This is a genomic window from Mesorhizobium australicum WSM2073 (assembly GCF_000230995.2).
GTDB classification, from domain to species: Bacteria; Pseudomonadota; Alphaproteobacteria; order Rhizobiales; family Rhizobiaceae; genus Mesorhizobium; species Mesorhizobium australicum.
Genome location: NC_019973.1, coordinates 3,523,448 through 3,543,789 on the forward strand (window position 1 = coordinate 3,523,448; position 20,342 = coordinate 3,543,789).

Annotated in this window: 21 protein-coding genes, 1 other RNA gene and 1 pseudogene; 11 read left to right on the forward strand and 12 right to left on the reverse strand. The window is 63.9% G+C overall.

The window, feature by feature from the left end:
- Positions 1–128: 128 nt before the first annotated feature.
- Positions 129–4,139, forward strand: a complete 4,011-nt coding sequence (locus tag MESAU_RS16875) for an AsmA family protein (protein ID WP_015317254.1) — start codon at positions 129–131, stop codon at positions 4,137–4,139.
- A 9-nt stretch (positions 4,140–4,148) separates the two neighbouring features.
- Here MESAU_RS16875 and MESAU_RS16880 read toward each other — a convergent pair whose 3' ends face one another.
- The 3 genes from MESAU_RS16880 to MESAU_RS16890 form a co-directional block, all read right to left on the reverse strand.
- Positions 4,149–5,066: a sigma-70 family RNA polymerase sigma factor gene (locus MESAU_RS16880; protein WP_015317255.1), complete on the reverse strand. Its 918-nt coding sequence runs from the start codon at positions 5,064–5,066 to the stop codon at positions 4,149–4,151.
- A gap of 33 nt (positions 5,067–5,099) precedes the next feature.
- Positions 5,100–5,405 (reverse strand): hypothetical protein, encoded by a 306-nt coding sequence (locus tag MESAU_RS16885; protein WP_015317256.1) that lies wholly within the window; start codon positions 5,403–5,405, stop codon positions 5,100–5,102.
- Between the two features lie 106 nt (positions 5,406–5,511).
- Positions 5,512–5,940, reverse strand: coding sequence for a MarR family winged helix-turn-helix transcriptional regulator (locus tag MESAU_RS16890; RefSeq protein WP_015317257.1), 429 nt, complete (start codon positions 5,938–5,940; stop codon positions 5,512–5,514).
- A 165-nt stretch (positions 5,941–6,105) separates the two neighbouring features.
- On the opposite strand from MESAU_RS16890, the gene MESAU_RS16895 reads away from it, so the two are divergent.
- On the forward strand, positions 6,106–7,902 hold the full coding sequence (locus MESAU_RS16895; protein WP_015317258.1) for a chloride channel protein: 1,797 nt from the start codon (positions 6,106–6,108) through the stop codon (positions 7,900–7,902).
- A gap of 2 nt (positions 7,903–7,904) precedes the next feature.
- Here MESAU_RS16895 and MESAU_RS16900 read toward each other — a convergent pair whose 3' ends face one another.
- From MESAU_RS16900 to MESAU_RS16915, 4 genes are all read right to left on the reverse strand, one after another.
- Complete coding sequence (locus tag MESAU_RS16900; RefSeq protein WP_015317259.1) at positions 7,905–8,129, reverse strand: ribbon-helix-helix domain-containing protein; 225 nt, start codon at positions 8,127–8,129, stop codon at positions 7,905–7,907.
- Positions 8,126–8,323 (reverse strand): DUF4169 family protein, encoded by a 198-nt coding sequence (locus MESAU_RS16905; RefSeq protein ID WP_015317260.1) that lies wholly within the window; start codon positions 8,321–8,323, stop codon positions 8,126–8,128. Before MESAU_RS16905 ends, MESAU_RS16900 begins: the two co-directional genes overlap by 4 nt.
- Positions 8,324–8,334: 11 nt before the next feature.
- The gene (locus tag MESAU_RS16910; RefSeq protein ID WP_015317261.1) at positions 8,335–8,871 is read right to left on the reverse strand and encodes an SspB family protein; all 537 of its coding nucleotides are present in this window, start codon (positions 8,869–8,871) and stop codon (positions 8,335–8,337) included.
- Positions 8,872–9,017: 146 nt separating this feature from the next.
- Positions 9,018–9,707: a TetR/AcrR family transcriptional regulator gene (locus tag MESAU_RS16915; protein WP_015317262.1), complete on the reverse strand. Its 690-nt coding sequence runs from the start codon at positions 9,705–9,707 to the stop codon at positions 9,018–9,020.
- Between the two features lie 184 nt (positions 9,708–9,891).
- Between MESAU_RS16915 and MESAU_RS16920 the strand changes: the two genes are divergently transcribed.
- Positions 9,892–11,097 carry a multidrug effflux MFS transporter gene (locus MESAU_RS16920; RefSeq protein WP_015317263.1) on the forward strand — a complete coding sequence of 402 codons (1,206 nt, stop codon included), beginning with the start codon at positions 9,892–9,894 and terminating at the stop codon, positions 11,095–11,097.
- Positions 11,098–11,198: 101 nt separating this feature from the next.
- Here the strand turns inward: MESAU_RS16920 and MESAU_RS16925 are convergent, their stop codons facing one another.
- The 3 genes and pseudogenes from MESAU_RS16925 to ssrA form a co-directional block, all read right to left on the reverse strand.
- Complete coding sequence (locus tag MESAU_RS16925) at positions 11,199–11,636, reverse strand: VOC family protein (protein WP_015317264.1); 438 nt, start codon at positions 11,634–11,636, stop codon at positions 11,199–11,201.
- Positions 11,637–11,726: 90 nt separating this feature from the next.
- Positions 11,727–12,292 (reverse strand): annotated as a pseudogene (locus tag MESAU_RS16930) (AAA family ATPase).
- 106 nt (positions 12,293–12,398) lie between these two features.
- Positions 12,399–12,759, reverse strand: a transfer-messenger RNA (tmRNA) gene (gene ssrA / locus MESAU_RS30280).
- A 168-nt stretch (positions 12,760–12,927) separates the two neighbouring features.
- On the opposite strand from ssrA, the gene MESAU_RS16935 reads away from it, so the two are divergent.
- A complete protein-coding gene (locus tag MESAU_RS16935) occupies positions 12,928–13,239 on the forward strand; it encodes a DUF2853 family protein (RefSeq protein WP_015317265.1) in 312 nt (103 codons plus the stop codon).
- Positions 13,240–13,412: 173 nt separating this feature from the next.
- Complete coding sequence (locus MESAU_RS16940) at positions 13,413–14,207, forward strand: thymidylate synthase (RefSeq protein ID WP_015317266.1); 795 nt, start codon at positions 13,413–13,415, stop codon at positions 14,205–14,207.
- An 11-nt stretch (positions 14,208–14,218) separates the two neighbouring features.
- On the opposite strand, the gene MESAU_RS16945 is transcribed toward MESAU_RS16940, so the two are convergent.
- Positions 14,219–14,428, reverse strand: coding sequence for a TOBE domain-containing protein (locus MESAU_RS16945; RefSeq protein WP_015317267.1), 210 nt, complete (start codon positions 14,426–14,428; stop codon positions 14,219–14,221).
- Positions 14,429–14,581: 153 nt separating this feature from the next.
- Here MESAU_RS16945 and modA point away from each other — a divergent pair, with 153 nt between their 5' ends.
- From modA to MESAU_RS16965, 4 genes are all read left to right on the forward strand, one after another.
- Positions 14,582–15,376: a molybdate ABC transporter substrate-binding protein gene (gene modA, locus MESAU_RS16950; RefSeq protein ID WP_015317268.1), complete on the forward strand. Its 795-nt coding sequence runs from the start codon at positions 14,582–14,584 to the stop codon at positions 15,374–15,376.
- Between the two features lie 41 nt (positions 15,377–15,417).
- Positions 15,418–16,122, forward strand: a complete 705-nt coding sequence (modB, locus tag MESAU_RS16955) for a molybdate ABC transporter permease subunit (protein ID WP_015317269.1) — start codon at positions 15,418–15,420, stop codon at positions 16,120–16,122.
- Positions 16,119–17,231 carry a molybdenum ABC transporter ATP-binding protein gene (gene modC, locus MESAU_RS16960; protein WP_015317270.1) on the forward strand — a complete coding sequence of 371 codons (1,113 nt, stop codon included), beginning with the start codon at positions 16,119–16,121 and terminating at the stop codon, positions 17,229–17,231. Before modB ends, modC begins: the two co-directional genes overlap by 4 nt.
- A 74-nt stretch (positions 17,232–17,305) precedes the next feature.
- Positions 17,306–17,647, forward strand: coding sequence for a winged helix-turn-helix domain-containing protein (locus MESAU_RS16965; RefSeq protein WP_015317271.1), 342 nt, complete (start codon positions 17,306–17,308; stop codon positions 17,645–17,647).
- Positions 17,648–17,769: 122 nt separating this feature from the next.
- Here the strand turns inward: MESAU_RS16965 and cobF are convergent, their stop codons facing one another.
- Positions 17,770–18,531 carry a precorrin-6A synthase (deacetylating) gene (cobF, locus tag MESAU_RS16970; protein ID WP_015317272.1) on the reverse strand — a complete coding sequence of 254 codons (762 nt, stop codon included), beginning with the start codon at positions 18,529–18,531 and terminating at the stop codon, positions 17,770–17,772.
- Positions 18,532–18,712: 181 nt separating this feature from the next.
- Between cobF and MESAU_RS16975 the strand changes: the two genes are divergently transcribed.
- A complete protein-coding gene (locus MESAU_RS16975; RefSeq protein ID WP_015317273.1) occupies positions 18,713–19,726 on the forward strand; it encodes a DUF4424 domain-containing protein in 1,014 nt (337 codons plus the stop codon).
- The gene (locus MESAU_RS16980) at positions 19,726–20,244 is read left to right on the forward strand and encodes a dihydrofolate reductase (RefSeq protein WP_015317274.1); all 519 of its coding nucleotides are present in this window, start codon (positions 19,726–19,728) and stop codon (positions 20,242–20,244) included. The genes MESAU_RS16975 and MESAU_RS16980 overlap by 1 nt, the downstream gene beginning before the upstream one ends.
- The last annotated feature ends 98 nt before the right edge of the window (positions 20,245–20,342 follow it).

Consider the following 20,342-nt stretch of genomic DNA (forward strand, 5'->3'; position numbering starts at 1 on the left):
GAATCTCCGCTTTTCCCGGATTTGTTTCAGATCGTCCGACATGACGCAACACGGGATGAATTGCCTCTTTATCGACACGCGGATGCGGGTAGAGTGCGGCGGAATTGCAATCAACCTGTTCGGAGCTGATGCTCGCACGCCTGTTCGTGATCTTCGGTGGCCTGTTCGTGCTGGTGCTGCTTGCGGCGCTGGTGGTGCCGCATTTTATCGACTGGACCGGCTACCGCGCCGAGTTCGAGCGAGAGGCAAGCGCCATCCTCGGCCGCAAGGTGACCGTGCAGGGCGACGCCACGGCAAGGCTGCTGCCGTTTCCCTCGGTGACCTTTTCCAAAGTCGCCGTCGCCGGTGGCCCCGACGGTCAGCCGGCCATGACCGTCGAGACGTTTTCGATGGACGCGGAACTGGCACCCTTCCTGCGCGGCGAGGTGCTGATCTTCGACATGCGGCTGGTGCGGCCGAAGGCGACCATCGACATCGCCGCCGACGGAACCGTCGATTGGGCCATGCGCCCGTCCTCGCCCTTCGACCCCGGCCAGGTCTCGATCGAGAAACTGACTGTGACGGAAGGGCAGATTGAACTGCGCCACGCCGCCGGCGGCCGCAGCCACATCTTTTCGGAGATCAACTCGACCATTTCGGCCAAGTCGCTGGCCGGTCCGTGGCGCATGGATGGCACGTTGCGGCTGGACGGGTTGCGGACCACGGTCGCGGCGTCGACCGGCAAGGCCGAACCCTCCGGGCAGATGCGGTTACGGGTGAAGGCGGATCCCGACGCCTATCCGCTGGTCATCGAGACCGACGGCAATGCCGGCATCGTCAACGGTGCCGCCGTCTATTCCGGCCAGTTCAAGATTTCGGGCGCGGACAAGGATAGCGCGGGCAAGAATTCAGCCGAGTTGCGCGGCACGGACGGCGAGACGGTGAAAGTCAGCACCGGCAAGTCCGATCCGGGCTTCCGGCTTAACGGCAAGTTCTCGCTCGATCACCAGAAGCTTGGCGTCGACGAATTCCGTTTCGAGACCGGTCCGCTCGACAATCCCTACACCGCCGATGGCAAGGCCTCGGTCGATCTTGGCCAGAAACCGAGCTTCGCCATCGAGGCCAATGGCGCGCAGGTTCAGTTCGACGAGGCGGTGGGTGCCCAGGCGGGTACGGGCCTGACGCTGGATCAGCGCATCGCCGGGCTGGAGCAGGCGCTGCTCGATCTGCCGAAGCCGACCATTCCCGGCACGGTCGAGGTCAAGTTGCCGGCGGTGGTGGCCGGCGACACGACGGTGCGCGATGTTCATCTTTCGGCCGAGCCGGTCGGTGACGGGTGGTCGGTGAAATCGCTGGCCGCGACCTTGCCCGGCCGCACCAAGCTGGAAGCCGATGGCAAGGTCATGCTCAACGTGCAGGGCCATTTCGGCTTCACCGGCTCGTTGCTGCTGGCCGTGGCGCAACCCTCGGGTTTTGCCGCCTGGCTGTCGAAGGATGTCGACGAGGCGATCCGCCGTCTGCCTGCCGCCGGTTTCAAGGCCAAGGTCGATCTCTCGCAAAATCATCAATCCTTCAGTGATCTCGAACTGATCCTCGGCAAGGCGAAGTTTTCCGGCCGCATTGATTCCAGCCAGCCCGAAGACGCAAAGCCATCGGTGCTGATGCGGCTCGAGGGCGGCGATCTCGATGTCGATGGGCTGGCGGCCTTCGCCTCGATCTTCGTCAGCGACAAGGGAGCCAACCGTTTTGCCGACAGCGACCTCGATTTCCAGATCAAGGCCGGCCCTGTCAGCGCCGGCGGCTTGACCGCCGACACGGTCGATACCGCGCTCAGGCTGCGCGACGGGCTGCTCGAAATCGACCGGCTGTCTGTCGGTGGACTGGCCGGTTCCTCGATCAGCGCCACCGGCCGCATCAAGGATTTTCCTGCGAGCCCGACCGGCAAGCTCGACGCCTCGGTGGTGGCAGTCGACCTCAAACCGCTGATCGATGTCGCAGCACGGCACTATCCGGACAATGCCGTGCTGAAGGAGCTCGCAGACCGCGCCGCGGCCTATCCCGACTTGTTCCAGGACGCGCGCGTCGACCTCGTGGCCAGTGCCGCCGACAATGGCGACGGCACCACGGGCCTGGCGGTGAGCGGGCAAGGCAAGGCCGGCGGCTCGTCCTTTTCGGCGTCGCTGTCGGGAAAGGGCGCGGTGGACAGGCTTGCCGACGCGCCAGTGACACTGACTTTCAACGCCAGGAACCCGGACGCAACCGCCTTGCTCGCGCTCTACGGCCTGCCGGCGCTGCCGCTCGGCATGCTGGGTGAAGCAAGCACCGACATCCAGGCCAAGGGTACGCTTTCCGGCGGCCTGGCGACGAGCTTCAGCCTTGCCGGCAATGACTTCAAGGCCGGCTTCGAGGGGGTGGTCGCCGACACGCCGCAAGGCCCGACGGCCAAGGGCAAGATCAACCTCGACGCCTCCGACATCGAGCCGTGGCTGATGACGACGGGCATCGGCCTGCCCGGCATGGGCGCCGGCATGTCGACATCGCTGGCCGCGCAGGCCGATTACGGCAATGGCCTGCTGGTGCTCTCCGGGCTCAGCGGCGCCATCAACGAGGCGGCTGTGTCCGGCGACATCAACCTCGATGTCAAGCAGGGGGTCGACGGCAAGGACGGCGTGCCGCATCTGGCTGGGGCGCTGGCGCTCGACGAACTCGACCTCGATCCGATGGCGGTGGCGCTGTTTGGCGATTCCGCTTTTCTCGTGGACAAGAACGGGTCCGGCAAGAGCGACAATGCCGACAAGAATAACAGGGCCGACAAGAATGACAGGGCCGACAAGAATGACAAATCCGGCGCGTGGCCGTCGGCGCCGTTCAGCCAGAAGTCCAGCCTGCCATTCACGGCCGATCTCGACCTGACCACGGCTTCGCTGACCGTCGGCCCGCTCGCCACCGCCTATGACGCGGCCCTCTCGCTCAAGCTCGACCCGGAAGGCATTCGGGTCACCGATCTCAAGGCCAAATTCCTCGGCGGGGCGCTCTCCGGCCTGTTCGAGCTGAAGAACAATGACGGTACCGGGCTTTTCACCGGTCAGATGAAACTGGCGGGTGCCGATCTGGCTGATGTCTTGCCGGATGCGGGCATCGGCGGCAGCGGCGATTTCTCGACGACGCTGTCGACCAGCGGCAAATCCGTCGACGCGATGATTGCCGCTCTATCGGGATCCGGCACGGCGACGCTGAAGGGCTTGCGGATCGCCGGCGTCAATCCTGACGCGTTCGGCGCTTTCCTGGCCAAGGCGGATGCGATCGGACGCGATATCGACGCCGCCAAGACGGCTGGCTTCGCGCCTGACATCGCCGCCGACGGCAGCTTCGCCGCCGGGAATGCCGAGGTCGCCTTCACGATTGCCGGCGGCACGCTCAGGGCGCCGCCGATCAGTCTTGAAAACCCGGCGGCGACCTTGTCGGCCGACATCACGGCGGACCTCAACGCCAGCACGGTTTCCACCAAGGGCGCGATCACCTATCGGCCTGGCGACGAAGCGCTGGTCGGCTCCGAGCCGGCCGTGAATTTCACCGCCGAGGGGCGGTTCGGCGCCGTGAAACGGCAGTTCGACAGCGAGCCGCTGGCGCAATTCCTGACCCAGCGTGCGCTGGAAAAAGAACAGCAGCGCGTCGAGGCGATGCAGGCCGCGCTGCTGGAGAAACAGCGGCTGCGACGCGAAGTGCGCTATTACGCGGCCCTTCAGGATGCCCGCGACAAGGCCGCCGAGGAGCTGCGCCAACAAGAGGAAGCGGCGCGCCTGAAAGCCGAGGCCGACGCCAAGGCGAAAGCGGAGGCCGACGCTCAGGCCAAGGCCGAAGCGGATGCCAAGGCAAAGGCCGACGCGGAAGCAAAAGCCAAGGCGGATGCCGAGGCCAAGGCGGCGGCGGAACAGCAGGCAGCGGACGAGGCGGCCAAGGCGCAGGCCGAGCAGGAGCGCCAGAAGGCGGAGGAGGCGATGCGCATTGCCTCCCAGGAAAAAGCCAGGCTCGAAGCCGAGCGCAAGGCGGCGCAACAGGCACCCAAGGCCGAGCAGGTGCCCGCCAACGACAATCCGCCTCCAGCCAAGCCGAAAGCCAATCCATTCACGGTCGACAATCTGTTGAAGTCACTGCAGTAGGCAGCAGGGCTAGGCTTTCCGGTTGGTCACCCGCCGGGCAATCGTCTCAAGAACGAACGTTTCGGCGCCGTCGGCGACGTATCTGGCGTGGCGGAAATCGCGGATGGCGGCAAGCTTGCCGCCCTGCCAACCCAGCAGGATGAAGTATGCCGGCGCTGCCGTCGGGTCGTTGGGATCGCGCACGAGGATTGCCGGACGGTCCTCGACGAAACCGGACTGGAAATGCCAGTCCCGCACCCGGGAATAATTGCCGAAATAGGTGGCCACCTCCTTGCGGCCGTTGAGCCTTGCCCTGGCCACCAGTTCCAGCCGCACTTCGTCGGCCAGCATGTCTCGCACGGCGTCGAAGTCGCGGGCGTTGAAGCGATCGACATAGGCGTCGAGCAACAGGCGCTCCGACGCACTCAGCCTGGGAACAGGACGATCGTCCTGTTCGTCGGCGAGCTCACGCAGCCGGCCACGGCCACGATGCAGCGCTGCCTTGATCGCGGGGATGCTGGTGTCGAGCATGGTGCTGATTTCCCGCAGCGAATAGCCCAGCACATCCATCATGATGACGCTGCTTCGCTGCGCGACGGGAAGGCGCATGAAACTGTGCAATCCGGCTGCCGCGGCCTGCCGGTCGGCGATGGAATTTGCTGGGTCGGCGATCATGTCCGGCTCCTCCTCGGAGAAAGTCTTCTCACGGGCGCGGCGGCGCAAAAAGTCGAGCGCCGCATTGTGGGCGATGCGAAACAGCCAGCCTTCGGGATTCGCGATCGGCGCGGTGCCGGCCAAGGCCTCGAATGCCTTGGCCAGCGCCTCCTGCACGACGTCCTCGCCATCGACGACCGAGCCTGTCATCCGGGCGCAGTAGCGATGCAGTTTGGGGCGCAATTCGCCGAACAAGCGGTCGAAAGGCTCTGGGATCTCGCCTGGACTGTTCATGCGCCGGCCGTTCTCGACATGGTTCTATTCAGGCTACTCGTCCAGCATCCGATAATGGCCCACCACTGTCATCACGTCACGATGCGGAGGGTCGATGCAGCGATCCCTGATGCCACTCTGAAAAGCCTGGAAGGCGGCAAGTCCTGTGATGAGGTCGGCATGCCCGTCGGTTTCGGTCTCGACGAGATGGACGAAAGTGCCGTCGCCGGAGCGCCAGGTCATGTAGCGAACGCCTTCCGGCGATTTGCCGCGCAGTTCCTCGAACACTGCCTTGACCAGGCGCTCGTTCTCGTCGGCCCGGTCCGGCTTCGTCTTGTAGCGTATCAAATGGCGTTTCATCGCATTGGCTCCCTTGGCTGTCGCCTGTCCAAGACGCCGCGGCCAGCCCAGAGGATTCGGATTCCGGAAAAAATAGTTCGTTATCGGCCCGCACGGATGCTGGACGTCAGTCCTGGCTCCGGTCGAGCAGGCGCCGCAGCATGGGTTCGATGCGCGAGAGCTCGTCGAGATGCGCGGCCGACAGGTCGGCCAGGCAATCGTCGGCGCGTTCGGTCAGCCGCAGCAGCACGCGGCGGTGGTCGTCCTTGTCCTGGTCGCGTGCGACCAGTCCTGCCTCGCCGAGGCGGTTGACCAGTTCGACGGCGCTGTGGTGGCGGATGCGCAAGCGTTCCGCCAGGTCGCCGACCGTCACCGGCCCGCCGCCGGGATATCCCTTGATCGCCAGCAGCGCCTGGTGCTGGCGCGGGGTCAGGCCGGCGTCCTCGGCCTGCACCTGGCTGAATTCGAGGAAGCGGCGGATGAGGTAGCGGAACTCGGACAGCCGCTGGTAGTCGGATTGCCTGATGGCGGGGCGTGGTGTCTTGGGCTGCGTCATGTCGGAGATGTCTTCGTTTTCTGGTGAAAGCTCAAACGAAATTTCAAGCGAAAGCCGCTTGAACAGATATATCGTGTTACGATACATACCCGGCCGACAATCGGCTGGCCACTTCGACCGTGCCGCAGAACCCAGACACGGCCGCCGCCAGGAAGCAAAGCCACCATGAAGACCCATAACTCCAATCCCGATCATCTCCGGGACTTCACCACGGATGCCCGAGTGCTGCTCGTCGCCGCGATAGCGGTGGTGGTGGCGACCGCCGGGCTGTTTGCCGGCATCGCGCTTCTGAAGCTGATCCGGCTCGCCACCAACATCGCCTATTTCGGCCAGTTCTCGCTTGCCGAGCTGAAGCTGCAGGATACGCCGCTCGGGCTTGCCGCCGTCATCGTTCCGGTCATCGGCGCGCTGATCATCGGCCTGATGGCGCGCTACGGCAGCGAGAAGATCCGCGGCCACGGCATTCCCGAGGCCATCGAGGCGATCCTGCTTGGGCGCTCCAAGCTCGACGCCAAGGTGGCGATCCTGAAGCCGCTGTCGTCGGCGATCTCGATCGGCTCGGGCGGGCCGTTCGGCGCCGAGGGTCCGATCATCATGACCGGCGGCGCCATCGGCTCGTTGATCGCGCAGATGCTGCCGGTCTCGGACAACGAGCGCAAGACATTGCTGGTGGCGGGAGCGGCGGCCGGCATGACCACCGTGTTCGGCACGCCGATCGCTGCCATCATGCTGGCGGTCGAATTGCTGCTGTTCGAATGGACGCCACGCAGCTTCATCCCCGTCGCGGTTGCGGCCATCGTGGCCGAGGTGGAGCGCACCATGCTGCACATGCCAGGGCCGATCTTTCCGTTCGCGGGCAACATGGCGGTTTCCTTCGTCGGCCTTGGCGGCTGGGTGCTGGTCGGCATCTGCGCCGGCCTGTTGTCCGGACTGCTGACGCAGATGGTCTATGCCTGCGAGGACGGCTTCCAGAAGCTGCCGATCCACTGGATGTGGTGGCCGATGCTCGGCGGCCTGGTGGTCGGCATAGGCGGCTTGATCGACCCACGAGCGCTCGGCGTCGGCTATGACAACATCGCCGACATGCTGGACGGCCGCACGATCGCCACCGCGGCGCTGCTGCTGCTGGTGGTCAAGGCCATCATCTGGTCGGTTGCGCTCGGCTCGGGAACTTCGGGCGGCGTGCTGGCGCCGCTGTTGATCATGGGTGGCGCGATGGGGGCGGTGCTTGCCGGCATCCTGCCGGCGGCGGACCCGGGCTTCTGGGCACTGCTGGCCATGGCCGCCACCATGGGCGGCACGATGCGCGCGCCGCTGACAGCCACGTTCTTCGCGGTCGAGCTTACCGGCAACACGCATGTGCTGGTGCCGCTGATCGCGGCTTGTGCCGCGGCGCACGCGGTCACCGTGCTGCTGATGAAGCGTTCGATCCTGACCGAGAAGATCGCCAGGCGGGGGCACCATCTGGTTCGCGAATATCGCGTCGACCCCTTCGCGCTGACCAGGGTGCGCGAGGTGATGACGGCGCAGGTCGAGAGCGTGCCGGCAACGATGACGCTGCATGGTGCGGCCGCCTTCCTGACCGCGCCGGAAACCCGGCATCCGAGTTTTCCCGTGGTCGATGAAAACAGGCAGGTGCTTGGCCTCATCGATCCGCCGGCGATCCTGCGCTGGCGCCGTGCCGGCAAGCACCGGACGACGACACTCGGCGAGCTGCTGGCTGGAAGCAAGGTGACGCTGGCCCATCCCGACGAATATCTGGAAGGCTTGTCGGACAAATTGCTGACCGCCAATGTCTCGCATCTGCCGGTCGTGGCGCGTGAGGATGGAAGGTTGGTCGGCTATGTCGGCTGGAAGGATCTGATGCGCGTGCGCTCGCGCAAGCAGGCCGAGGAACGTGAGCGCTCCACCTTGCTCGGCTTCGGACGCGGGAAAAAGGCGGACCCGGTCGAGCGTGCGTAAGTTCAGGCGCTCGTCGCGCGCTTCGCCCACTCCAGGACATGCAGCCTGAGCGCCGAGGACAGGTTGGTGTCACGGGGCCGGGTCTCGTCGATTTCGGCGACAAGGGCGGCGAGCGTCAGCTTCCTGGTCGCCGCGATGGCGACGAGATCGTCATAGAAGGGCTTTTCGAGGGAATAGCTGGTGCGATGGCCGCGAATGGTCACCGAGCGTTTTTCGACGGCGCTCATTGATCGTCAGGCAGGGTGGGCTTTTCGCGATGATGGCCCGCGACAAACCTTTCGCTCTTGTCGGCGATCAGGCGGTCGCGTTCCTTTTCGGCCTTGGTGCGACCGTGCAAGGCGCGATTCTGGCTGGCCGTTTGTGCCTTGTCGTCCCGCGCCTTCCGCTTGCGAGCCTGGCGGAGATTGACGATGTCGGCCACGGACCGCGAGCCTACTTCTTGCGGAAGGCGTCGAGCGAGACCACTTCGGCGCCCTTGGCGCCGGCATCCGCGGCGGTTGCCTTCTTCTCCGCTTCGGCGGCGGCCTTCTTCTCGGCCTTCGGCTTCTTCTCTGAGACGATGGTCAGCGGCTCAGGCGCCGGTGCTGCCGGTTCCTCGTCGGGCTGCGCATCGGTCTTGACGTCGAATTCGAGCTCGAAATTGACGGAGGGGTCGTAGAAGCCGCGCACGGCCGAGAACGGGATTTCCAGTTTTTCCGGCACGTCGGAGAAGGAGAGACCGACCTCGAAACCGGTGTCGGTCACCTTCAGGTCCCAATACTGGAACTGGATGACGATGGTCATCTGCTCGGGATAGCGCTCGCGCAGCCGCGACGAGACGCGCACGCCCGGCGCGCCGGTCAGGAAGGTGATGAAGAAATGATGGTTGCCGGGGAGGCCGGTGCGCGCGACCTCTGCCAGTACCTTGCGCATGACGCCGCGCAACGCCTCCTGGGCCAGAATGTCGTAGCGGATATGGTCGTCGGCCATGAGGTGGTCGGGTTCCGTTGAATCGTCCGCATAGCTGTAATCAAGCTTGGGCGCGGCGTAAACCTGATATAGACCGCCGCCGCGCCGAAGCGAGGACTATTGCAAACGATTTGATCGGCAAGGCGGCTTGGCGGCAACGCCAAATGTTATGCGTTAGCCAGCGCAGCGTGTCTTTTGAGGCTGGTCGGGGAAGGGCGCTTGCCGAAAGCGCGCAGGAAGGTGCGCACGCCTGATGTCGCCGATTGCACCACCTCGTCCTCGCCTGGCGTGCCGCCAAGCATGAAGGTGGTCTGCAATTCGGCATTGACGAGGCCGAGGAACTGGCGAGCCGCGACGTCGGGATCGTCGATCGCGAGATAGCCGCCATAGGCGAGGCGGGCGAAGCGGGCGGCGATCGCCGGCCATGTCCTGCCGGGTCCCTGTTCGCGCCATTCGGCAAAGAGCTCGGGATAGCGCTCGCCCTCGGTCTGGATCAGCTTGCGCAGGAATTTTCCGTCGCGGTTGCAGATGCAGTTCTGATTCAGGCGCACGGCAAAACCGATCAGGTCGGCCTCGAGATCCCCAGGCTGATCGGGAAAGGTGGCGATGGTGGCGAAAATGCCGGCGTTGCAGCGCTCGGTCAGGTCGCGCACGACCGCGATGAACAGTTTTTCCTTGTCGCCATGGTGGTTGTAGACCGTCTGGCGCGACACGCCGGCCTCAACCGCGATCAAGTCTATATTGGCGCCGGCGAAACCTTCGCGGCAGAACACGCCGGCAGCGGCGTCGACGATCGACAGGCGCTTGGCCTCGTGGCCGCGTGGCGGGAAAGTGTCAGGAGAAACGCCCGGTCTCATGAAAATCTATATAGAGGTGATTGACGATTTAGACAAGACTGTCTAAATTTGTGGACACGATATAATGGGATTTCGCTCCGGAGACGAATAAATTTGCTCCAGGAGTAGGAAACCCACGGGATGGAACGTCCTAGGGTCAGACGTCGCCTGGCGGCGGCAACCAGATTCGAAAGAAGCCAATATCATGAGCCCCAAATTCCTCCGCATCGCGGTCGTGCTCGGCCTGCTGTCCGCCATCGGCCCGTTCGCCATCGACATGTATCTGCCCGCTTTGCCGTCGATCGGCACCGATCTGCATGCTGGCACCGCCGCCGTGCAGATGAGCCTTTTGATCTTCTTCCTGTCGATGGGCTTCGGCCAGATCGTCGTCGGGCCGATCTCCGACATGGTCGGCCGCAAGCTGCCGCTCTATGGCGGCTTGGCGCTGTTCATGGCCGGCGGCATCGGCTCGGCAATGGCGCCGACCATCGAGTGGCTGATCGCCTTCCGCTTCCTGCAGGGGCTTGGCGCCAGTGCCGGAATGGCCATTCCGCGCGCGATCGTGCGCGACCTGCACACCGGCAATGAGGCCGCCAAGCTGATGTCGCTGCTGATGCTGGTGTTTTCGGTGTCACCGATCCTGGCGCCGCTGACCGGCAGCCAGATCATCGAGAATTTCGGCTGGCGCGCCGTGTTCTGGACCGTGACCGGCGCGGCGGTGCTTGCCACCATCCTGCTCGCGACCTCGCTCAAGGAGACACGGCCGGCGGAAGAACGCGTCGGGTCCTCCTTCGGTACCGCCCTTGCCGGCTACCGCTTCCTGATGGGCGACCGTAATTTCCTCGGCCTGGTGGCGATCGCCGGCTTCGGCATTGCGAGCTTCTTCGTCTATCTGTCGAGTTCGTCCTTCATCCTGATCGACCATTACGGGCTGTCGCCTTCGGTCTACAGCGTCTTCTTCTCGATCAACGCGGTTGCCTTCATCGGCATGTCGCAGTTGACGGGCCTGCTTTCCGAACGGTTCGGACTGAAGCGCGTGGTGTGGGTGGCGGTGACCGGCTACGCGACGACGATGGTTGTGCTATTCGCGATCATGGCGACTGGCGTCGATCGGCTTGACGTGATGGCGGCCCTGCTGTTCGTCGGCTACGGCTTCCTCGGCTTGGTCATCCCGACCACATCGGTGCTGGCCATGGAAGAGCATGGCGAGATCGCCGGCACGGCGTCGGCGCTGATGGGCACGCTGCACTTCGCCATCGGCGCGCTCGCCATGGGCGTCGCCGGTGTGTTCTTCGACGGCACGCCGCTGCCGATGGTCGCTGGCATCACGCTCTGCGCGGTGATCTCGTTCGCACTGGCGAAGGTCACTCTTGGCCGTTCGCGCGAAGCGGTCGAAGCGCCGGCGGAATAGGAAATCCTCAATGAACCAGGAGAGGCCGGGTCGATCCCGGCCTCTTTGTGTCGAAGCCGGCGTTTGCCCCGGGTTGACGACCGCGCTCTGGCTGCTGACGCTCAGCTGAGTTCCTGGGCGAGGCCGATGAGAAGCCCTTCAGGCCCACGGATGTAGCAGAGCCGATACACGTCCTTGTACTCGACCACTTCGCCTACGAGTTGCGCGCCGCGCGTGCGGAGCCTTTCAAGCGTGTCGTCGATGTCGTCCACGGTGAACATGACGCGGAGGTAGCCCAGGGCGTTGACCGGGGCGGTCCGGTGATCCGCGACGACAGGCGGCGCGAGGAAGCGGGAGAGCTCCAGCCGGCTGTGGCCGTCCGGCGTGCGCATCATGGCAATCTCGACATGCTGGTCGCCCAGTCCGGTGACGCGTCCGGCCCATTCTCCTTCGACCATGGCTCGCCCTTCGAGCTCTAGGCCGAGTTCGCGAAAGAAATCGATCGTCCCTCCGAGGTCTTCGACGACGATTCCTACATTGTCCATCCGCTTGAGCGCCATATTTTCGATCTCCAGGGGGTGTCGTTTCAGTTTACAAGGTATCGCCTGGTCCAACAACGCACAGGAAAGGCCGGACCCGTCCGACCCTCTTCATGTCCGCGATGTCAGCGGCAATCCAGCAGCATCGAGGAGGAAGCGTACACGCTCTTCGACTGGCGCAGGCGGCAAGGTCACCAGTTCGTAGCCGAGTTCGGCATAGACGCCGGCCACGGACTGGCAAGTGCGCTCGGCCTCGTCGAGGGTTTGCTTGCGTTCTTCGTCCTGGGTGAAGATCTCCGGCCATGGCGGGGCGACGAAGACGCGACGCGCATAGCGGAATTCCGCGGCGGCACTGGTGAGGTGATCCGGCACCGGCAGGCCGCAGAGCCTGAGATAGCCGATCGTGTCCGGCACGCCGCGATCAAAGAAGACCGGACCGGCCAGCTCGCGGGCCGCACGGTACGAGCGCATTTCCCACGACAGCATCAGTTCGGCGAACAATGCGCGATCGCTCCAGGGCAGGGGGGGCCACCAATGGCGGATTGGTCGCGAATGATGCCGCGCCCGGCCTCGGCGGATGTCGCAAAGCCCGCCTGCCGCAAGGCTTCGATCAAGGTGGTCTTGCCGGAACCGGGGCCGCCGGTCAGCACGAAGAATCGATCGGAATTGTTTTGCATTTTGTCCATGGAGAAAGGGCACGCAACGCAGCGGCTTCGCAGCCGTGGACGTGCGAAGTCTTGACGGCAGGAACCGTTGTGCGTCACGCAAAATGAAAGGGGGAGAAGTGGAGGTTTCTGTTGCCAGGTACCTCCGAACCCCGCCTAGAAGTGCGAACCCCTAGGGCTTGATTTGAAGCTATCGCACTGCATTAAGCAGCGAGACGTGCTTCCGCATAGTTGTCGTTGGCAACTATAAGTTTAGCCCGATGACGGTGGTACAATGCCGGGCAAAAGTACGATCTTTACACCTTCGTCGATCCTATTTCGCCCCCAGCAAAAACCGCTCTGTCCTCAACAGCGGCTTTTGGTGGAGGCGCCGGGTACCGCCCCCGGGTCCGAACGGCTTATTTCATCGCCCATTTATCGCCATAGTCGGTCAAGCCGACAAAACGAATATAGGGGGGCTTGCGCGGAAATGAAAGGCCGCAATGGTGCTTTGTCCCTGTGTCAAATTGCGACGCCAAGGGTTGACTTGGGCGCGGTCTCAACCGAAGCTTTGCGAGCGGTGAGGAGTTACCGACCTAGCGCACAAGTTGCGAAGCGCGCCACAGCCCTCATCGACCGGATCCGTGGCGCCGACGAGGGGAATTCTGATGGCCGACTATCTTGCGGATGTGAAGAAATATGACGCCGCGGCAAGCGCCGATGCGGTCGAAAAAATCGTCAAGCACCTGGGCATTGCGCTGAGGAACCGCGATTCCTCGCTGGTGTCCTGCACGGATCCGAAGGAATTGGCGCGGGTCAAGGAGAGCTGGGTGGCCAAGAAGCTCGGCGTCAGCGACGGGGCGAAGGCCGACGCCGCGATCGAGAAGACCTGCAAGGCGATGCACGCCGACAACACCAAGAACCGCGTGACCTTCTACTATCTGGTGGCCAAGGACCTGGGCAAGCTCGGCTCTCTTTGAGACCTTTGGTTACTCATTCTGGCGGCCGGCTGGCGATTTCCGCGCTTCCGGTTCGCCGGAGAGGATTCTGGGCAGGCTTCGTTCCCTGCTGAATGGGGACGATCTCAGACAAGCGTGGCGTCGGCGCCCATATGCGCTATGATCGACGAATTCCCGAATCGAGCCCGGAACCGATGCGCCAGTATCTCGACCTCCTGCAGCATGTGCTGGACAACGGCGCCGATCGCGGCGACCGCACCGGCACCGGCACGCGCTCCGTCTTCGGCTACCAGATGCGCTTCGATCTGGCTCGCGGCTTTCCGGTCACCACCACCAAGAAGCTGCATCTGAAGTCGATCATCCATGAACTCCTCTGGTTCCTGGCCGGCGACACCAACATCAAGTACCTGACCGACCACGGCGTTTCAATCTGGGATGAATGGGCCGACGAGAATGGCGATCTCGGCCCGGTCTACGGCAGGCAGTGGCGATCCTGGCCAGACGGCCATGGCGGCTCGATCGACCAGATCGCCAATCTTCTCAAGGAGATCCGCCGCAATCCTCAATCGCGGCGGCTGATCGTCTCGGCCTGGAATCCCGCCGAGGTGGAAGCCATGGCGCTGCCGCCTTGCCACTGCCTTTTCCAGTTCTACGTGTCCGAGGGCCGGCTTTCCTGCCAGCTCTACCAGCGCTCCGCCGACATCTTCCTCGGCGTGCCGTTCAACATCGCGTCTTACGCGCTGCTGACGCTGATGGTGGCGCAGGTGACAGGGCTGAAGCCGGGCGATTTCGTGCACACGCTTGGCGACGCGCATCTCTACTCGAACCATTTCGAGCAGGCGCGCGAACAGTTGCGGCGCACGCCAAAGACCCTGCCGACGATGTGGATCAATCCTGAGGTGAAGGACCTTTTCGCCTTCCGCTTCGAGGATTTCCGGCTGGAAAACTACGTCGCCGACGCGTCGATCAAGGCGCCCATCGCGGTCTGAGCCGCGGCTTTTCAGTCGATGCCGACCATCACTTCCGAGGCCTTGACCACGTCGTAGGCCTGCTTGCCCTTTTCGAGCTTGAGGTCGGCGACAGCTTCATTGGTGATCGAGGCGGTGACGATGATGCCGCCGCCGATGTCGATGCGGACATGCGAGGTGGTGGCTCCCTTGACGATTTCGGTGATCGTTCCCTCGAGCACGTTGCGGGCGCTGATCTTCATTGCAGTTCCTTTCGCGGCGGCGGTCTTATCAGAACAATCATGCAGCGCCGGATCGAGTTTCAGCCGGCCGGGCCTTCCCTTGTTATATCCATGCGGATATATCGGTCTACAGGCTTCGAGCCAACCGGAGTTTGAACCCAGGGAGAGTTTTCGATGACACGCAAAGGTTTCGGGTTGAGGATGATCGCCATTGGCGGCTTTGCGGCGACATTGATGGCGGCAATGCCGGCAGCGCACGCGGAAGACAAGGTCGTGGTGTTCGCGGCGGCCAGTCTCAAGGATGCGCTCGATGCGGTGAACAAGGCCTGCGAAGCCGATGTCGGCGAGGCCGCGACCGTTTCCTATGCCGCGAGTTCGGCATTGGCCAAGCAGATCGAGGGTGGGGCGCCGGCCGATGTCTTCATCTCCGCCGATCTAGACTGGATGAAATATCTCTCCGACAAGAAGCTGACCAAGCCCGACACGGAAGTGAAGCTGCTGGGCAACGAGATCGTACTGGTGGCGCCGAAGGATTCGACGGTCGAAACCAAGATCGAGAAAGGCTTTGACCTCGCCAAGCTCGTCGGCGACGGCAAGCTTGCCATGGGCGATTTCAAGGCCGTGCCGGCCGGCAAGTACGGCAAGGCGGCATTGGAATCGCTCGGCGTCTGGTCCTCGGTCGAGGGCAAGGTGGCGCAGGCCGAGAATGTCCGTGCGGCGCTGAAGCTGGTTTCAACTGGTGAGGCCGCCCTCGGCATCGTCTATGCCACCGACGCGCACGCCGAAAAGGGCGTCAAGGTGGTCGGCACCTTCCCCGAGGATTCACATCCGCCGATCATCTATCCGGTTGCCCAGACCGCCGATTCGAAGGACAAGGATACGCTGGCCTTCCTGAAGTGCCTGCAGTCCGCCAAGGCTGGCGCGCTCTTTAGGGAACAGGGTTTTACCGTGCTCACGCCCAGCAACTGAGTCGGCGAGCAACTGAGTTCGAAAAGGCCCGATACCGCACTATGAGCTGGCTGCTGGACCTCACTCCCGACGAATGGAATGCGGTCCGGCTGTCCATCAAGGTGGCGACGGTGGCGATGCTCGCCAGCCTGCCGCCGGGCATAGCGATCGCGCTGCTGCTTGCCCGGGGGCAATTCTGGGGCAAGACGCTGCTCAACGGGGTGGTGCACCTGCCGCTGATCCTGCCGCCCGTGGTGACCGGTTATCTCTTGCTTTTGACGTTCGGCAAACGCGGCCCGGCCGGGGCCTTCCTCGCCGAACATTTCGGCATCGTCTTCTCGTTTCGCTGGACGGGTGCCGCCCTTGCCTGCGGTGTCATGGGCTTTCCCCTGATGGTGCGGGCGATCCGGCTGTCGATCGAGGCGGTGGATCGCAAGATGGAGGCGGCGGCGGGAACGCTCGGCGCCAACCCGCTGTGGGTGTTCGGCACCATCACGGTGCCGCTGATCCTGCCCGGGCTGATCGCCGGCGCCATCCTGTCCTTCGCCAAGGCGATGGGCGAGTTCGGCGCGACGATCACTTTCGTCTCCAACATTCCTGGCGAGACGCAGACGCTGCCGTCGGCGATCTACACTTTTACCCAGGTGCCGGGCGGCGACGAAGGGGCGCTGCGACTGACGCTGATTTCGATCGTCATCTCGATGGCGGCATTGGTCGCATCGGAAGTGCTGGCGCGGCGGGTCGGGCGGCGGATGGACATCGAATGAGCGTCCTTGTCGACATTGGCCACCGGCTTGGCGATTTCGCCATCGATGCCCGCTTCGAGAGCGCCGGACGGCTGACGGCGCTGTTCGGGCCGTCCGGTTCCGGCAAGACGACGCTGATCAACATGATTGCAGGGCTGATCCGGCCGGACAAGGGGCGCATCGAGGTCGACGGCCGCGTGCTGGCCGACACTGGTGCCGGCATTTTCGTGCCAAGGCACAAACGCCGCATCGGCATGGTGTTCCAGGATGCGCGCCTGTTTCCGCATATGAGCGTGATGAGCAATCTGCGCTACGGCCGCTGGTTCACGCCGGCGGCGGAACGCTATGCGGACATGGACGCCGTTGTAGAATTGCTGGGCATCGGCCCGCTGCTTGGGCGACGACCGGCAAAACTCTCGGGCGGCGAGAAGCAGCGCGTGGCGATCGGCAGGGCGCTGCTGGCCAGCCCCAGACTGCTGCTCATGGACGAGCCGCTGGCCTCGCTCGACGAAGCGCGCAAGGCCGAGATCCTGCCCTATATCGAGCGGCTGCGCGACGAAACGAAGATCCCGATCGTCTATGTCAGCCATTCGGTCGCCGAGGTGGCGCGGCTGGCGAGCGACGTCGTGATGCTGGCGCGGGGCAAGGTCACGGCTAGTGGCCCGACCGACGCTGTCATGCAAAGGCTCGACCTGTTGCCGGTGGAAGAGCGCGGCGAGGGCGGCGCCGTGCTGGACACGAAGGTGCTGCGTCACGAGGAGGCTTTTGGGATGACCGTGCTCGGCTCGGCCGCCGGCGAGATCCGCGTGCCGCGTCTTGGGATGAAGGCCGGGGCTCCCGTGCGTATCCGCATTCGCGCTCGCGACGTGATGATCGCCGCGGAGAAACCGACGGGCCTCAGTGCCCTCAACATCCTGCCCGGCACGATCGTCGCGATCAGTCCCGGCGAGGGGCCGACGGTCGAAATCGGCATCGACTGCAATGGGGCAACGGTGCTCGCCCGCATCACGGAACAGTCGCGGCAGGCGCTGAAGCTGCGGCTCGGCGGCAAGGTTTTCGCGGTGGTCAAGACCGTGAGCTTCGATCGGGGAAATACCGGCGCCGGTCTGCCGCTCGACGTCGATGGCTGACAGCGGCGGTGATCGGCGCTATATTGTTTTGGAATAACGGTCGCCGAAGCTGAAGCGGTCGCGGAGGAGCAACAATGCCGTCGCTGAGCTTGCGGATAAATCTCGATCCGGACGGACGGATCGGTCCTGGCAAGATTGAGCTTCTGGAGCACATCGCCACCTTCGGTTCGATCTCGGCCGCCGCGCGCGGCATGGAGATGTCCTACAAGCACGCATGGGACCTGGTCGAGGACATGAACCGGGTGTTCGGCAAGCCGCTGGTGGCGGCGCAGACCGGCGGCCGCAAGGGCGGCGGCGCGCAACTGACGACCGTCGGCCTGGCCGTGGTCAGCCGTTTTCGCGCCATCGAGCGCGCGGCGAGTGCGGCCGCGGCAACGCATATGGACGCGTTGCAGTCGGAGATTGAGGCGGGATAGGGGAGTAGTGAGTAGTGAGTAGTGAGTAGTGAGTAGTGAGTAGTGAGTAGTGAGTAGTGAGTAGTGAGTAGTGTAGTGAGTGCAGCCTAGTCCCTACTGACTACTGACTACTCACTATTCCACTACTCCGGCTTTCGCAGCAAATACGTATCCATGATCCAGCCTTTCTTCCGGCGAGCTTCGTCGCGGCGCCTTTCGATCTCGGCGCCGACATCGCCAAGGCGGCCGGAGATGATGATCTCGTCGGGCGTGCCGAGATAGGCGCCCCATTGGATGAAAAGGTCCCGGTCTGCCAGCGTGTTGAAGGCGCATTTGCCGTCGAGCATGACGACGGCGCTGCCGGCATTGTCCGGCATGCCTTCCTCGGTCAGGCGGCGGCCGGTGGTGATCAGCACGGGATCGCCGATGCGGTTCAGCGCCGTTTTGTGGCTGGCTGCCAGCGCCTGGACGGCCGTTATGCCGGGAATGACTTCTAGGTCGAATGCAACATTGCCCCTCGAGCGCACGCGCTCGAGGATGCGCAGAGCGCTGTCGTAGAGCGAAGGATCGCCCCAGATCAGGAAGGCGCCGCAGCCACCCCCGGAGATCTCGTCGCGGATCAGTCCCTCGTAGATGGCGGCGATGGCTTCATGCCAGTCGTCGACGGTCGAGCGATAGGAAGAGGTTGGTTCGGCGCGCACCGGCACGTCGAACTCGACCCGGCGTGAGGCCGGGTTGGTGACGAAGCGGTCGCAGATGCCGCGCCGCAGGTTGGCAAGATCGGTCTTGTCGGTGCCCTTGTCGGGAATAAACAGGACGTCCGCCCTGTTCAGCCCTGCTATGGCCTGGACAGTCATGTGGTCGGGATTGCCGGCGCCGATGCCGATGACGAGAAGCTTGCGCATGGCGCGAACTCCTGCCTCATCGGAACCTGTTAGTCCAGACCGCGTGCGTGTCCAGACCGCCTGCGTGTCCAGACCGCGTGCGTGTCCAGACCGGTCACGCACGCCCAGCAAGCGGAAGGGCTTTGAAACGCCGCATCGAAACGGCTAGGGTCATTCAGGCATTCCAGCCGAGGGGGCTTCGATGTTGCGATCTGTTCTGGCTTTAGCGTTGGCGCTTTCGGCCGCGCCCGCAATGGCCAATGATTCGGTTGCCGAGCTTGGCACCGGCGGCCTGATCCTGTCGCGCAGCGATGCCGTGGCGATGCAAAGCGAGGATCTTTTCATCTCGCCCGAAAAGGTGACGGTGGACTACGTCTTCCACAACAACACCGACAAGGATGTCGAGGCGATCGTCGCCTTCCCGATGCCCGACATTTCGGGCGATCCCGAAGAGATGCCGGCGATCCCGGAAAACCAGAGCGATAATTTCCTCGGCTTCGAGGTGACGATCGACGGCGTCGCGGCCAAGCCCCAACTCGAGCAGAAGGTGCTCGCGCTCGGCATCGACATCGGCGCCGACCTCAAGGCGCAAAACGTGCCCTTCAACCCGTTCGGCGACGCGGCCAAGGCGGCGCTGGCGAAGCTGCCGCAGGGGGTGGCTGACGACTGGGTCAACCGCGGCATCATCATCGGGGATTCCACAGCCGACAGTGGCCAAAAACCGGTCTATTCGCCGTTCTGGCAATTGCGCTCGACCTATTGGTGGCGCGCGGCCTTTCCGGCCAACAAGGACGTTCACGTCTCGCACCGCTACAAGCCCAGCGTGGGCGGCACATCCTCGGTCAGTTTCTTCAATGAAGGCCAGTTCCAGAACTCATACGCGGCCTACAAGAGCCGCTACTGCATGGACGACACATTCGAGAATGCGGTGCGCAAGGCGGCGAAGGACAATCCGGACGGCTATCCCAAATTCTACGAAAGCCGCATCGCCTATATTCTGACCACCGGCGGCAACTGGGCGGCGGGCACCATCGGCAAGTTCAAGCTGACCATTGACAAGGGCAACCCGAAAGCCCTGGTCTCGTTCTGCGGCGACAACGTCAAAAAGGTCGGGCCGACGCGTTTCGAGATGAAGGCGAACGATTTCTATCCCGAGCACGACATCGACATCCTCCTGCTTGTCCCGTCGGACAGCAATGGCGGGGATGCAAACTGATGCATGTCGCGATCCATGTCGCCATTGCCGAGAACGGCGTGATCGGGCGGGACGGCGGGTTGCCCTGGCGGCTCTCCACCGACCTCAAGCGGTTCAAGGCCGACACGATGGGCAAGCCCATCATCATGGGCCGCAAGACCTATGAAGGCATCGGCCGGCCGCTGCCGGGCAGGCTGAACATCGTCGTCACCCGCGACAAGGCCTGGCGTGCCGAGGGCGTCGAGGTGGCGCATACGCTCGAAGCCGCGATCCAGCTGGCAACCGTGCGCGGACGCCGCATGACGGGCGTCGACGAGGTCTGCATCATCGGCGGCGGCGAAATCTATGCCCAGGCGCTGCCGCTGGCCGAGCGCCTGCACGTGACCCATGTGCTGGCCGCCGTCGATGGCGACGCGCATTTCCCGCCGATCGACCCTGATGCATGGCAAGTGGTCAGTTCGCGGGAGATTGCGTCAGGAGAAAAGGACAGCCATGCGACGCGCTATACGGTTTATGAGCGCCGCCGCGAGATAGTTTGAAGATAAAGGACGACAAAGGGTCGCTACCGGCCCAAAACGGATGAAGTCGGCGGCGCATCGCGTTGAAAGCGCGCCGTGGCGTCCCTATAGAAGAACGA